At 61.6% G+C, this 14,953-nt stretch carries 10 protein-coding genes and 1 pseudogene; 2 read left to right on the top strand and 9 right to left on the bottom strand.

Annotation, left to right across the window (positions count from 1 at the left end):
- Positions 1-88: 88 nt before the first annotated feature.
- The 7 genes from Q7F16_RS00055 to Q7F16_RS00025 all read right to left on the bottom strand — a co-directional run bounded on the left by Q7F16_RS00055 (position 89) and on the right by Q7F16_RS00025 (position 9,602).
- Positions 89-2,617 carry an efflux RND transporter permease subunit gene (locus Q7F16_RS00055; RefSeq protein WP_409555352.1) on the bottom strand — a complete coding sequence of 843 codons (2,529 nt, stop codon included), beginning with the start codon at positions 2,615-2,617 and terminating at the stop codon, positions 89-91.
- Positions 2,618-2,621: 4 nt separating this feature from the next.
- Entirely contained in the window at positions 2,622-3,725 is a 1,104-nt protein-coding gene (locus Q7F16_RS00050; RefSeq protein WP_409555351.1) for a WD40/YVTN/BNR-like repeat-containing protein, read from the bottom strand.
- 72 nt (positions 3,726-3,797) lie between these two features.
- Positions 3,798-5,162 (bottom strand): DUF1329 domain-containing protein, encoded by a 1,365-nt coding sequence (locus Q7F16_RS00045; RefSeq protein WP_409555350.1) that lies wholly within the window; start codon positions 5,160-5,162, stop codon positions 3,798-3,800.
- 12 nt (positions 5,163-5,174) lie between these two features.
- Positions 5,175-6,854, bottom strand: coding sequence for a DUF1302 domain-containing protein (locus tag Q7F16_RS00040; RefSeq protein WP_409555349.1), 1,680 nt, complete (start codon positions 6,852-6,854; stop codon positions 5,175-5,177).
- 128 nt (positions 6,855-6,982) lie between these two features.
- On the bottom strand, positions 6,983-8,107 hold the full coding sequence (locus Q7F16_RS00035; protein WP_079301930.1) for an FAD-dependent oxidoreductase: 1,125 nt from the start codon (positions 8,105-8,107) through the stop codon (positions 6,983-6,985).
- A 178-nt stretch (positions 8,108-8,285) separates the two neighbouring features.
- Positions 8,286-8,648, bottom strand: a complete 363-nt coding sequence (locus tag Q7F16_RS00030; protein ID WP_046062906.1) for a Rieske (2Fe-2S) protein — start codon at positions 8,646-8,648, stop codon at positions 8,286-8,288.
- Positions 8,649-8,663: 15 nt separating this feature from the next.
- A complete protein-coding gene (locus tag Q7F16_RS00025) occupies positions 8,664-9,602 on the bottom strand; it encodes a VOC family protein (RefSeq protein WP_409555348.1) in 939 nt (312 codons plus the stop codon).
- Positions 9,603-9,929: 327 nt separating this feature from the next.
- On the opposite strand from Q7F16_RS00025, the gene Q7F16_RS00020 reads away from it, so the two are divergent.
- Positions 9,930-10,841: a LysR family transcriptional regulator gene (locus Q7F16_RS00020; protein WP_046062833.1), complete on the top strand. Its 912-nt coding sequence runs from the start codon at positions 9,930-9,932 to the stop codon at positions 10,839-10,841.
- Between the two features lie 25 nt (positions 10,842-10,866).
- On the opposite strand, the gene Q7F16_RS00015 is transcribed toward Q7F16_RS00020, so the two are convergent.
- Together Q7F16_RS00015 and Q7F16_RS00010 are read right to left on the bottom strand one after the other, a co-directional pair.
- On the bottom strand, positions 10,867-11,667 hold the full coding sequence (locus Q7F16_RS00015; RefSeq protein WP_409555607.1) for a methyl-accepting chemotaxis protein: 801 nt from the start codon (positions 11,665-11,667) through the stop codon (positions 10,867-10,869).
- A 57-nt stretch (positions 11,668-11,724) separates the two neighbouring features.
- Positions 11,725-12,021: pseudogene (locus tag Q7F16_RS00010) on the bottom strand (HAMP domain-containing protein); the annotation flags it as partial.
- Between the two features lie 1,196 nt (positions 12,022-13,217).
- Here Q7F16_RS00010 and Q7F16_RS00005 point away from each other — a divergent pair.
- On the top strand, positions 13,218-14,375 hold the full coding sequence (locus Q7F16_RS00005) for an alpha/beta hydrolase family protein (protein ID WP_409555347.1): 1,158 nt from the start codon (positions 13,218-13,220) through the stop codon (positions 14,373-14,375).
- Positions 14,376-14,953 lie beyond the last annotated feature (578 nt).

The following is a 14,953-nucleotide window of genomic DNA, read 5'->3' as shown; positions in this document are numbered from 1 at the left end:
CCGAAGGCGCTCAGGCCGGCGATAAGGTCAAGCCATAGAGACTGCTGGAACAGCGATACACGAGGCATGGGAAAGTCCTTTCTTGTTGTTATGACGCGACGGGATTGGCGGCTGTTGTCGTGTGATCGTGTCCCGAAGTCAGGCGCAGCGAGTGCTTCACGCAGGCCCCCTCCTCGGCTACGGCCGGCATCAGCGGCAGGCTCGTCAGGTGGCTGGGTCTGGCCTCAGCCTGCCCCGTGCTGACACGTTTGCTCGGCAACAGGAAGTGAGCCAGGGCCGGCAACAGAACCAGTGCACCGACCATGTTCCAGACGAACATGAAGGCCAGCAGCACGCCCATGTCAGCCTGGAACTTGATCGGCGAAAACATCCAGGTGGCCACGCCGATCGCCAGGGTCACCCCGGTCAGCATCACCACCTTGCCGGTGGACAGCAGTGCCCGGTAGTACGCCTGCGACAAGCTGGTGCCCTGGCGCATATGACCGAGCAGAATGCTCATCACATACAGCGCGTAGTCGACGCCGATACCCACGCCGAGGGCGATCACCGGCAGGGTCGCGACCTTGACGCCGATGTTCAGCCAGACCATCAGCGCCTCACAGAGGATCGACGTGAGCATCAGCGGAATCACCGCGCAAATCGTGGCGCGCCAGGAGCGGAAGGTGATCAGGCAGAGCAGGATCACGGCACCGTAGACCCAGAACAGCATTTCGCGGTTGGCCTGCTTGACCACGATGTTGGTCGCCGCCTCGATCCCGGCATTGCCAGCGGCCAGGAGGAACTGGACCTCGTCGGTATTGTTCGCCGCGGCGAATTGTTCGACGTGCTCCACCAGGCGGGTCAGGGTTTGCGCCTTGTGGTCGGAGAGGTAGACGTACAGCGTCAGCAGGCTGCAGTCTTCGTTGTACAACCCGCGCGGCGCCCCGGCGGTGACCATGTTGAGCATCGCCTGGTTGTTCTGCAGCTCGTACCACTTCGGGCTGCCTTCGCTCAGGCCCACCAGCATCCGGCGGTTGAGCAGCGCCAGGGAATTGGTCGAATCCACCCCTGGCAAGGTGCGCAACTGCCAGTCGAGGGCATCGACCTTGCGCAGGATGTCGTAGCGCGAACAGGCGCTGGCGGGGGTCTTGATCATGACCGCGAACAGATCGCTGCTGGCGCCGTAATGACGGGTCAGGAACGCGTCATCCTGGTTGTAGCGCGAGTCGGCCCGCAGCTCGGGTGCGCCGGCATCCAGGTCTCCGACGTTCAATTGCAGGCTGACCACAAAGCCCGCCGTCGCCAGTGCCAGGCTCAAGGCAATGCACAACGCCGCCCAGCGCCGCTGGGTGAACAGGTCGAGGAAACGCCAAAACCCGTGGCGATGTTGGCCGGCCTGTTCAGCGTGCTCGCTTTTCAGGCTCAGCCGCGCGGCGCGGCGGCTGACGCCCACATAGGAGAGCAGGACCGGCAGCAAGATCAAATTGGTGAAGATCAGCACCGCCACACCGATACTGGCGATCATCGCCAGGTCCTGGATCACCTGGATCTTGATGATCATCAGCACCGCAAAGCCGACCGCATCACACAGCAGCGCGGTGAGACCGGCGAGAAACAGGCGGCGGAAGGTGAAGCGCGCGGCGACCACCCGGTGCATGCCGCGCCCGATGTCCTGCATGATGCCGTTCATCTTCTGGGCGCCATGGCTCATGCCAATGGCAAACACCAGGAACGGCACCAGCACCGAATAGGGATCCAGTTGATAGCCCAACAGCGGCAGCAGGCCGAGCTGCCAGACCACTGCCACCAGCGAGCAGAACACCACCAGCAAGGTGCTGCGGATGCAGCGGGTGTACCAGTAGAGCACCACGGCGGTGATCAGGATCGCCACGGCAAAGAACACCAGGATCTGCCGCAGGCCGGCGATCAGGTCACCGACTTTCTTGGCGAAACCGGTGATACGAATGTCGATGCTGTCGCTCTGGTACTGGCTGCGCAGCGATTCGAGTTGTTGCGACAACCGGGTGTAGTCCAACGGCTGGCCATCGGGGGTGCGCTGCAGCAGCGGTACCTGGATGATGCTCGAGGCCTGGTCGAACGCCACCAACTGGCCGATTTCGTTGGACAGTTGCACATTGCGCCGCAATGCCGCCAGGCTCGCGGCGCCGCCATCGTAGTTATCCGGAATGACCGGCCCACCGTCCAGGCCCGCTTCGGTCACCGCCACCCAGCGCGTGGCCGGTGTCCAGAGCGACTTCATGTACGCGCGGTCGACACCGGGCAGCAGATAGATCTTGTCGCTCAACGCCTGCAGCGTCTTGAGGTAGGCGCTGTCGTAGATATCGCCCCGCTTGTTGACCACCGCGATGCGCACCGAGTTACCCAGCCCGCTCAGTTCCCTCTGGTGCTCAAGGTAGTTGGCGATATAGGGCTGATGGGTGGGGATCATTTTTTCGAAACTGGCGTTGAGCTCGACACGACTGGACTGCCAACCCAACACCAGCGTGGTCGCCAGGCACAGCAGCAACACCCACAGGCGATGGTTGAACAGGGCTCGCTCGAGCACCGAACCGGAACGCGGATCAAAATTTTCGAACGCATTCGCGGGGGACTGGGAAAAATTACCAGGGGACGTCATAACCTCACTCCGAAGCGGCAGTGGATGGCTGCGCAAGACGCTGCAGCCCGGTGAAACCGGCAACGATCAAGCTGCCATCGGCGGCCTCGATCACACTTGAAACAGGTTTGCCCAAGGGCTCGCCCAGTGGCTGCAGCGTCGCCCCGGTCTGCTCACCATTGAGAAACAGTGCGCCACCCTGGTTGACCAGCAGCACTTGGCCGCCGGCCAGGCAGGTGGCGTCGTTGAAAGAAATCGGCATAGGGACAGACAGGTGCTGGAAGCTTGCGCCACCGTCATTGGAGATAAAGGCATTGCCTCTCAGGCCGCCAACCAGCAGCGCACCATCGGCGCGGCTCTGCAAGGTGAAGAAACTCCCTTCATAGGGGCTTTCCAACTGACTGAACGACACCGCGTCATCATCCGAGCGCGCCAGGTAACCCTGCTCGCCAGCCAGGAACCAGCGCGTTCCCTGATGACTGATGGCGTACAAATGCATCCCGTTCGGGTTGGCGATGTGCCCCATCAGCGACTGCCACGTGGCGCCGCCGTCCGCGGTCCACAGCGCCAGGCCATAGGCACCGACGATCAGCCCGTGTTGGGCGTCGATGAATTCGAGTGCCAGGAAGGGTTTGTCGGCGCCATCGGCGACGAGACGCTCGGCATTTTGTACACGTACCAATGCGTCATCCGGGTTGGCTGCCGTGGCTTGTTCAGCCTTGGCTGCATCCAGTTCAAGCTGTGCCGCACGCGCGCCATCGAGTTGCAGCGTCCAGTGCTCACCGCCATCACGCGTGGCCAATACCACGCCAGCGTGACCCACCGCCCAGCCATTGCGCGCATCGACAAACTGCACCGCCGTCAAGCTGACCGAAACCGGCACCGAGGCCTGGCGCCAGTTTTGTCCATTGTCGTCGGAGAGCAGCACCAGGCCGCGCTCGCCCACCGCCACCAGACGTGTGCCGGCCCGCGCCAGATCGATCAATACGCTCTTCTGCGCCGCCGGCACCGGCATGGCCGGAGTACTCAGTGGCGCGCCCACGGCAGTCGGCCCTGCCAGGCACTCGGTGGCGGCGAAGGGCAAATACAGGGCCAAGAGCACAGCGCTCGCCTGACTGATTCTGTTCATAACCTAACCTCGGAAAAACACTCGCACCCCAAGGGCAGACCGACAGGCCTGCCCTTCACGCTCAGCTCAGACTCAACGCACGCCGCGACCGGCCATCGCTGCGGGCGAGAACTCCGAGGCCTTGTAGCGATCCACCGCGCGATACTGATCCGGCAATCCGGCGTAGACGTTCTGGATAAACCACGCCCCCGAAGTCAGGTCATAAAAACCGGCAGACAGTTGCACCACGGCTGGCAAGTCGGGCAGTACGGAAGGCAGGGACCAGAGGGTCTTGGCCAGTTGGCCGCTGGCGTCCCAACGGTCGCCGAGCAGGGCTTGCCAGGTGTCTTCGTCAAGGTAGTAGCGACCTTTGGGCAACTGGTGCCGCTTGCCGGCGGCCAACGTCGCCTCGACTACCCAGACGCGGTGCAACTCCCAACGCACGTAGTCCGGATTCAGATGGTGTTTGGCGAACAGGTCTTGCGGCTGGGCAGCGGTCTGCACCTTGTTGGTGTTGTAGGGAACATACATTTCCTGCTTGCCCACCAGTTTCCAGTCGAACCGGTCGGTACGGCCCTGCCACACGAACAGTTCGTCGAAGGACATGACCCCGGCGGTGGACGGCGTCGGCGTATCGCAGCAGGCGTTGGGCAACGTGCGCACCCGGCGCTGACCGGCCAGATAGACATGAGCCTGGGATTTTTCGCCGTTGATGTTCTCGCGTCCCAGGATCTGTTCGCCGGCACGAATCGCCGGGCCGGAATTGACAAAGTGAACCTGCCAGTAGTCACCCGAGTAGTTTTCAGGGCTGCCTTCCTCGAAGTAGTAGGGCATCTCCTGGGTCAACAGGCCGTCGCTGGTCATTACCTGATTACCGTCGGCCGTCATCAGATAGTGGCGGAAATGCGCCGCCACCGAGGTGCCGCGCCAGTTCAGCTGATGGTTCCAGATGGCTTCGGTACCGTTTTGTGGAATCGGAAAGGGGATTCCGCCATAGGCGCCGTCGGGGATCAGGCCGGCGCTGCTGTCGACCAGTTTGGCGCGGGTCGCATTTTTGAACGTGTTGTCATAGACCCACTGCGGCGCGGCCGCCGTGCGCCGGGTCGGATAGACGTCGATGCGATAGGTGTCCGGGAAACGCTTGAATAGTTCCTTGGTGCCGTCGCTGAGCTTGTCGGCGTACTTGGCCAGGTTCTGGGCAGTGATGCTGTACAAGGGTTTGTCCGCGGCAAACGGATCGCCACGTTTGCCGCCCGGAACATAGGCCGGATCGACCTTGCTGTAGCCACCGTCCCAGGCCGGGATGCTGCCGTCGGCATTGCCCGCCTTCTCGGCACCAAAGGGTGTCAGGGTCTTGCCCAGCGCGGCCGCTTGTTCAGCGCTGGCGGCCAGGGTCATCGGCGCGGCGGCGGCCAGCAGGGTTAAGCACAAGGCCTTTAGAGTGAACTGAATGGTCATGCGCAAATCCTCTTAGAACGTGGTCTTGACGGAGAAAGCCAGGTAGTCCCGGTCCTTCAACGACTGCTTGTAATTGAACTGGTTGGCGGCGTTGAGGCTGGTGTCCTCGGGACCGTAGAAGTGGGTGTAGGTCAGCCCCACGGTCACTTGGTCCAGGTAGGTGGCGGAGACGCCGATGTTCATGTCCCCTCCTCTATCGGGGCCGAACCCGCTGATCACCGCCGACTTGCCCATGGGGAAGTAGCTGATGCCCAGCGGCACGCTGATGTCGACGCCAGGGAAAAACTGGCGATAGGTGGGCGTGTACACCAGTTTCAGGCCCAGGCCGTCATCGGTGGCGTTAGGGTCCAGGGCGGCGCGATTCCTGGTCACGGCCAGCAGGCGGTTCCAGGCCACTTCCCCTGTCAGGCTCGCTTCATTGGCGACGAAGGAAGGGCCCAGCGACGCCAGGACGTTGAGGTTGACGTGGGCCGTCCGGCCAACGGCGTACAAGGCGTCATCGTTGTTGTCCGCGTCGACACCCGCCAGGACGGTCTGGGCGTTGGACACCAACGGCATGTTCCAGCGCATCGATGCCTCGCCGGCAAAGCTGTACTCGTCCACGGAGGTGGCGAAACTGGCCCCAAGGACACGGATATCTTCCGGGTAGACCCAGGAATATTCGCCGACTTGCCCGGTACTGAAGTTCGGCCCGGTGGCATTCGGCTTCAAGTACAACGTGGGCGTTTTCTCGTGATACTGCAGCGCGTACAGGCCGTAATCCGTCGTCCCGGTGTTGTACTTGAGCTGCAGGCCGCCCTGGCCGGAGCTCCTGGCTTTCTTGTCCTTGCCATGGAAAAACGCTGCCGGGCTGTTGGCATTGCCGCCAAGGAAATCCGGGAAGGGTCCGCCAGTGATCAGCCGTTCATTGCCTTCACCGATGGTATCGCTGGTGGAGAAATAGCTGCCGGCGCCCGGCAAGCGGGTGGCCTCCCACTCCAACTGGTAGAAGGCACCCAATGACACATCGTCGGTCAGTTGGTAGGCGGTCGAGAGCTGATTGACCGGCCGGGTGATTTCCTTGAACTGGGTATTGGGCACCGATTGCGCCTTGACCACGTCCACCGGCGCCATGGCACCGGCAATGCCGTTGCCGCCGAAGAACAGGCTTTCACCCCAGATCAGGCCGTGGCGCCCGGCGCGAACCGACAAGGCACGGTCGGCCAGCTCACCGTTCCAGTAGACGAAGGCATCCAGCAGTTCGCCGTCACCGCCATGCAGATGACGGGTGTCGCTGGTGAATTCGTCGAAACCCACCGAACGCTGGTTGGCACTGGCCGCATCGTTATTGTCGTTGCGGTCCTGGTAAACCGTGTCATACCAGGCGGCACCGCTCAGGCGGGCACCGAAGTTGTGATAACCAATGTCCAGTTCGGAAAGAATATCCAGGCGATTGGAGATCAGCCCCTTGCCGAAGTTGTTATCGCCGTCATTCTGGTTCAACGCCGTCTGGCCCTGGCTGAGCTTGCTGCTGGGGTCCTTGAGACGCCAGGCCGCGCTGTACTTCAGCGTGTTATCCCAGCGCAAGCTGAGATCGGGATTGCCGGTATCGATCTGAAAGGCCTGGGCAGCCGAAGCGCCAAGCCCCAGGCTGGCCGCGAGGGTCAGGGTGAAGGGGACGCGCCGCGACGCAGCGATCTTGCGAGTAGCCATCGAAGTAACCCTCTTTATTGTTGTTGTATGTCAGCTCTTCTGGTGAAACGGCGCCCGCAGTCGAGCCGGGCCCAGCCTGCACAGGCATGAAGCATCCATGGGAGAGCGAATTCGGTTTTGCCGGCGCCTCAGATAGGCTGTGCCGTGACCTCGAGCATCCGCCTGACCAGACCGATCCGGTCGAAGCTGCTGTCGTGGGCCATTTCCTTGTCTCCGGCCAGCACCGAGCTTTCGCTGATGAATTTGCAGCGCTCATAACGGCGCGCCATAAAGCGTTCGAGCTGCTGTTCGACGCTGCCACCGGCGACCAGCTCTTCGCCAAGCACGACGGCATCTTCAATGGCCATGCCGGCGCCCTGGCCCAGGTGCGGCGTCGTGGCGTGTACCGCGTCGCCAATCAACACGACACGGCCGCGGTACCAGGGCTCACGGACGAACACCACCTCCAGCGGCTTGTAGACCACCTGTTCGCTGTCGCTGATCTGCTCGCGCAGTTCGCCAATCAGCCCGGTAAAACCGCTCAGGCGCTGGCGCATCTGGGTCGCCAGCGTGGAAGCCTCCATCCTCGGGTTGGCGGGCTCGTGGGAGGTCATGAACAGGTACATCTGGTCGTGACCCAGCGGCACCAGCCCGGCATTGCCGGCGGGTCCCTGGAAGGTGGCCAGATGATCGATTCCAGCGGCGCGCGGGAAGTTGTAGCGCCACACCGCTTGGCCGGTGAAGCGCGGCGGGTACTGCTCGCCGAACAGCAAGCCGCGCATTGTTGAGTACAGGCCATCGGCGCCCACGACCAGGTCGTAACGACCGCGACTGCCATCGGTGAACAGCACCTCAACGCCCTCGCCCACCTGCTCCAGCGTCTCGACGCTCAGGCCCAGGCGAATCGAGGCGCCCAGGGCGATAGTGGTTTCGCTGAGGACTTGATGCAGGGCCAGGCGCGAAATACCGACATTGGCCGGATACTCGGGGCCAGCCAGGCGCTGACCGGGGATTCGCGCCAGCTGCTCACCAGCCGTGGTATTGATGGTCAGATCCTCGAACGCGTAGGCGGCGTCCAGGTAGCCGTCCAGTACACCCAACTTGGCCATCTCCCGCACGACGTTACTCTGCTGGATGATGCCAACGCCGTAGACGGTCCACTGCGTCTTGAGCTCGACAAGGTCGACGACGATGCCTTTGCGACGCAAAGCGATTGCGGCACACAGGCCACCGATACCACCACCGACGATAAGCACCTTTTTCACTGCGTTCATGCTCGTCTCACTCTTATTCTTGTTATTCACGCAAGCGTTCTGCCGGAGCGTTCCCAGGCTTCACGACCGGCTGTTTCTGCACGCATTCGCTACCGCGTTGTGTTCACTTTCTCGGCAAAGCAGGCGTTTGACTAATCGCATGTAGGGATACGATGTATCAGCAACCGCGATACGTTAACTAAGGTCCACACGCTTCCAACTGACCCGCTTCGAGCACCAGCCAATCGGCCTCTGCATGCCATTGCAGCGCACTCAGGCGTTCCCCCAGGCAAGGCCCGTAGACGCACAGGCCACTGTCCGGAAGGAACCGGGCACCATGGGCGTAACAGACGATCTGGCTGCCATCGACACTGAGAAAACGGTCCTTGCGGTACTCCAGGCGCACCTCCAGGTGCGGGCAACTGTTGCGATAGACCCGCACCTCGCCGTCATGGCGCAGGGCGAACACGCTGTCCTTCCCCGTGCCCAGGGGATCGAACCCGCGGGCCTGCCCTTCGACCACGTCATCCAGGCGACAGAGAACAATGGCGTCGTGACTCATGGACGACATCCGCACTCAGGCCTGCTTGGGCGGCGGGCCGCTGGGGAACCATTTTTCCCGGGAAGTGAACAGGAACAATTGCGAGTTATCCGCCGACAACGGCGCCTGGCGCGCTTGCCAGGCGTCATCGTGCTTGTCCATGTCTGCGTCGTATTCGATGTGGCAGCCCAGCGGGCTGTTGAAGTACCAGAACCAGTTGGAGCCAAAGAGGTGACGGCCCGGTCCCCAGAAGCTGGTCCAGCCTTGCTGCTCGAAGCGACGCCCGGCCAGCAGCACTTCCGTGCCGCTGCCCATGTGAAAGGTGAAGTGCTCGCAACCCTTCATGTGCGGTGGCGTCTGGATCATGAACAAACAGTGATGGTCATCGGAACCGGCGGGACGCATGAACGGCCCCGCGCCAACAAAGGTGTCGGTGGTCATGAAGCCCAGGCGCTTGTAAAAGGCCTCGGCCTTGGCCGCATCCGGCACGAAATACACCACGTGGGACAGGGTCCGTGGCAGGGCCTGCATATCGGGGCTGATGCCCGGTTGATTGACCGGGCGCTGAGGGGCATGGCCCGGTGCATTGGTCAGGTCCGCTGGCGCGCTGTACGCACGCCGCACACTGATCTGGAAACCAATGGCAAACCCCATGTCGTCCACACTGTGCACGGAACCATCGGCATCGCGAGTCACCAGACGATCGCGCCCCAGTTCATCGGCGATGGCCTCAAGATCAGCCGCGCTGGCCACGCCGTAAACGGTTTCACGAATCGAAGGCGCAGGCCCGATGGCCGCCGGCAGACGGGCATCGTCCGCACGACGGATAATCACGGCAGTGCCGTCGAGGGCTTCAAAACGACCGCCCTCGCTGTCGACATCGACAGGCAGCAGGCCGTAGTCACGCAGGCAATGAGTACAGGCTTGAATGTCGTCGACGCCAAAAATCAAGGCATCAAGGCCAATGATGTTCATTGAGTTACCACTCCATTGTAATTATTCAGCGCAGGCCAGCACCCCGCTTACGGGAGCCGTGCCAGGCGAAGCGCTGCCGAGGCGGGTCTTGGAGTCGATAAAGCCTCACGGCCAACCGACTGTGGGCCGATACTGAAGGGGCAGAAACGCACTGACTAATCGCTTGTCGGGATGCGACCTATCGGCAAATGCGATACCTGGCTGCACAGCGCCAAGTGCCGTGAAAAATCGAACAGGCATCGCTCGATTCGCCCACTCATGGGGCTTGACGCCGCGATAGGAAGGTCGGAAGGTATTTACAAAATAAATACAAGAATCGAGACCGCCATGCGTTTTAACCACTTGGATCTCAATCTCCTGGTGGCGCTTGATGTGTTACTGGAAGAGCAGAACATCACCCGCGCCGCCGAACGCCTGCACATGACCCAATCCGCCACCAGCGGCGTACTGGGCAGGCTGCGCCTCTACTTCGAAGATGAACTGCTGGCACAGGTCGGACGCAAGATGCAGCCCACGCCTTATGCCCGCGAACTGGCGGCGCCAGTGCGCCAGGTGTTGCTGACGATCCAGTCCTCGATCACCGCCAAACCGGTGTTCGACCCCGCCACCAGCAAGCGCCATTTTCGCCTGATCACTTCGGACTATCTGATCAGTGTCCTGTTCGCCCGGGTGATCCAGAAGATCTCCCTGGAGGCCCCGCACATCACCTTCGAACTGCTGGGCCCCGGCGACACGTCCACCGAAATGCTGATGCGCGGCGAGGCCGACATGATGATCGTGCCTGAGCGCTACCTCCTCGAAGGCCACCCATCGCAGCTGCTGTTCGAAGAAGAGCATGTATGCGTGGTGTGGGACGGCAACACCCAAGTGGGCGACAGCATCACCCTCGATCAGTACATCGAGATGGGTCATGTCTCGGTGATTTTTGGCCGCAACCGGCAGTTAAGCGTCGAAGAATGGCTGATGAGCCAGTACGGTTTCACCCGCCGCATGGAAGTGGTGACCCACGACTTCAACACCCTGCCGCAACTGATCGTCGGTACCCAACGCGTCGCTACCATGCTCCAGCGCATGGCCAGGCTCTATGCCAACTACCTGCCGCTGCGCATCCTGCAACCACCGGTGAAAATCCCGGTGATGCGTGAGTTCATGCTCTGGCACCGGACCATGGAGGGGGATCCGATGCACCGTTGGCTGCGGGCGAAAATCAGTCAGATCATCAACGAGCTGGAGCAGTAGTAGCGGCCATTACTAGCAGGCAAGGTCAGGTACGAAAGTGCCCGACGGCCGCCTTGAGCTCGCCGCCAACCTGTTGCAAGTCGGCCGTTGAGACTTGCAGTTGCAGGCTTTCCCTGGCACTGCCCTCGGCCACTTCGCGCACCCGCGTCATACTCTGGCTGACTTGCTCGGCCACCACGCTCTGCTGCTCGGCGGCCGCGGCAATCTGCTGGTTCATCTGCTCTATGCTGGACACCGCCCGGGTAATCCGCGCCAGTGCCTGGGAGGCTTGTGCGGCAAGCACCACCGTTTCATCGCTCAGCACATGGCTGCCTTGCAAGCGCTCGGCGGCTTGTTGGGCAACACTGCTCAGACGAACGATCAGCCCTTCGATTTCCGTGGTCGAACGCTGTGTGCGTCGTGCCAGGCCACGCACCTCATCGGCGACCACAGCGAAGCCGCGACCATGCTCACCGGCCCGCGCGGCCTCAATGGCGGCGTTGAGCGCCAGCAGGTTGGTCTGCTCGGCCACCGCCTTGATGACATCGAGCACACCACCAATCGCCGCGCTCTCCACCAGCAAAGACCGCATGGCCTCGGCACAACCACTCATTTCCACAGCCAGGTGGTCGATCTTGCCACCCGCCTGGCGCACCAGCTCGTCGCCCTCACGCGCTTGTTGGTCGGCATGCGCCACCGCTGCGCTGGCCTCACCCGCGTTGCGCGCGACCTCCTGCGCCGTGGCGGCCATCTGTTGCATGGCGGTGGCGGCCAGTTCGGTTTCCTGGCGTTGGCGCTCAACACCACGGCTGTTGCTCTGGGTCACTTCGGCCAGACTGCCGGCCATACCGTTGAGCGAGCCGACACCACGTTCGATGCGCCCGACCAAGCCACGCAGGCTGCCCAGCATGCTGCCCACGGTGCCCAACAGTTGGCCCAACTCATCACGACGACCACTGTCTGACGGCGGATCACCCAGGTCCCCCGCCGCCACGCGCTGGACCAACTGCACAGCCTGGCGCAACGGCTGCACAATCAACTGGCGGATCAGCAGGCTGGCGCCAATGCCCAAGGCGAGCGCCAGGACAGTGATCAAACCCAATTGGCGATCGACATCGCGATTATCGTCCAGTACCGCCTGCCTTTGCTGTTCATCGGCCTGGGTCAGCAGCTGACTTACCTGCTCGGTTTGCGCGTTCATCGCCGCACTGCTTTGCGCACTTTGCCGACGACTGTCGACGAACTCGACGAAGGCCTTGCGGTAGTCACCCAAGGCCGTGTTCGCCTCCTGCAGCGACTCGCCTTGCTGCTCGCCAAGATCAAGCGCCTGCATGGCTGCCAGCAGATCACTCATGCTCATTTCCCAGTCGCTGCGGTAGCGCTCCTCGCCATCGAGCGAGTAGTACAGCTCGCTGTCTCGCAGTTTGGCGAGCTTGTCCCGCAACGCAGCTGTCTGCTCAAGCCGCACCATCTGATCGCTGTCCGGCGGTGTCCCCTGCCCCAACCGGGTGTTGAGCGCATCCAGTTGATCGAGAAACAGCAGGGTAAAACTGTCGCCAGCCGTCTGCGCCAGTGCCTGCATGCGCAGGCGCGCTTCCCGGGCTCGACGCAACGAATCGGCATAACCGAGGAACTGCTCCAGATACGTGCTAGCGGCCGTACGTACTGCGCTATTGTCGGGCTCGGCATCGAGTTGCTGACTCAGTTTCCCGATCGTCTCGCGTACCTGGTCCTGGCGTTGCGGAGCAAGATCCAGGGCGAATGCCTTCTCGGCGATACGCGCACGCAGGATCAGTGCCTGGATCGATGACGCCTGACGCGATTGTTCACCGCGCTGCTGCAGCACACTCAGGGAATGAAAAGCAGTGACCGCCACCGCCAACGTCACCAGTAGCACCAGGCCGAAACCCAATGACAGCTTGGCCCCCACCGATAGATTGCCAAACACACGGCTCAGTACAGGCATGTCCGGCTCCTCGCACCGTCGTGGAAAAACAGGCTGCCTTTGGCGCCCAGACTGATCGCTGTGCCGGGTTTGGACTCACTCATCTGCCGATACCTTGTTCTTGTTGTTGTGCGCGCCCGGGACTCCAGCCAACGACGCGGTGTAGCGCCAACTCTAGTGAGTCGTACCTCAACGGCACCAATCGCGTCCTGCGTTATGAGCAATCGCAAAGTACGATGATAGGTATCTGGATTTGCTGCTTGAACTGTGAGTAGAAAACCCTTAGGCCAGTGGTCCACACACGCTCTATCAGCGTTCGCAATACCTCCCATCCCGACTCGCGATTGGCCAAACCATTGGCCTCCCCTTAGCCTGCTTCGAACCGCCAGGCCTAGCCATTCCCGCGCCGGACCTGGCCGCCTGCCTTTGCTTGCACAAGGACAATAACAACCATGTTCCGCTACTTCCCGACCAACTACGTGTGGAATCTTTCCGTCGACCTGGCCATTGAAATGGGCGCCCGCATCGGCGAAATCGAAGAGATGTGCGCGCCGCTGCAGGAGGCCGCCAAGCAACCGGACGCCGCTGGCAGCAAGGCCTTCCGAGAGACCTGGGCGAACATGGCCGACAAGCTGTGCGGCCTGGCTGAAGAAGACGAAAGCAAGGGTCGAATGTTGTCTGCCGGTGAAAAATACAACCGCGCCGCGACCTACTACCTGAGCTGCGAACGCTTGCAGGCCCATGGTGCCCCCGGCCGCACTGAGCTGTACCAGCGCTTTCTGCACACCTTCCAACGCGGTATCGAACTGGCACGAGAAAACTGCGAGCGCGTTGAAATCCCTTACGAAGGCAAACACATTTCCGGCCTGCTGGTGCGTGCCGAAGGCGTCAGCGGCCCAGCGCCGATTCTGGTACAGGTCAATGGACTGGACTCTACCAAAGAAATGAAATACCGCGTCGGCCTGCCCACCTGGCTGGCCAAACGGGGCGTGTCGTCGTTGATCATCGACCAGCCGGGAACAGGCGAAGCACTGCGCCTGCATCACCTGACGGCGCGTTTCGACAGTGAGCATTGGGCCAGCCGCGTGGTGGACTGGTTGGAAAACCGCGACGATGTCGATGCCAAACGCATTGGCCTGGAAGGCGTATCGCTCGGCGGCTATTACTGCCCGCGTGCGGTCGCCTTTGAGCCGCGCTTCGCTTGCGGCGTAGTGTGGGGTGCCAACCATGATTGGCGTGATGTGCAAAAACGTCGCCTGGAAAAGGAAGGCAGCTTTCCGGTGCCGCATTACTGGTCGCATGTGGCCTGGGTATGGGGCGCCGAAGACACCGATGAGTTCATGACCATCGCCGAGAATGTTCATCTGGACGGCATCCTGGATCGCATCAAGGTGCCATTCCTGGTCACCCACGGTGAAAAGGATTCGCAGATTCCGCTGAAGTGGGCACACCGCACCTACGAACAGTTGGTCAACAGTCCGAAGCGCGAGCTGAAAGTCTTCACCGAACGTGAGGGTGGCGTGCAGCATTCGAGTTTCGATAACAGTATCAATGCTGGTCAGTACATTGCCGATTGGGTGGCTGAAGTGCTCGGTGGTCGTACTGCGTGAGGTGGGTGTGAAATTCGTGCGCTGCGAGGGTTTGAACGTCCAGATGCGACTGTAATGCTGTTCACTTAGGAAAAACGGCGCTTCTTTTCAGAAATGGAAAATGTCGTTTTTTGGGTTTTTAGAAAGCTCGGTGTTTAGTTGCTTTGGTGTGTATATCCATTTCTGCGGTGACGGCCGCTTATGGTTCCGCTTTTACAGCGGCTCACTTTTGAAGAGCGCAAAAGTAAGCAAAACGCTTTTGCCCCACCACTTGGTGCCTCGCCTAGGCTCGGCATGCCTGAACGAAGGCATTGCTCCGTGGGCCGCCGCGAAGGGCCATCCATGGCCCTGCGCGGCTAACCCGGCATCCATGCCGGGTTGCCCACTGCGCAACACCTTCGTTCAGCCAGCGTGGTTAACGGGGCGCCCGAGATCAACGTCCACCGCGAGGCGGCCTAGTAGCCGACCTGGCTCTTGCGGTCGTACACCCATTAGATCTGTGGGAGCAAAGCTTGCTCGCGATGACGGTGTCCCAGTCAATGAAGATGTTGGATGTGCCGGCCTCTTCGCGAGCAGGCTCGCTCCCACAGGGGGCTCTG

It is taken from the genome of Pseudomonas sp. Lb2C2, from assembly GCF_052112205.1.
Classification (GTDB): domain Bacteria; phylum Pseudomonadota; class Gammaproteobacteria; order Pseudomonadales; family Pseudomonadaceae; genus Aquipseudomonas; species Aquipseudomonas kilonensis.
Note: the sequence above shows the minus strand (reverse complement) of the source record. Positions and strands in the feature narration are given on the sequence as shown.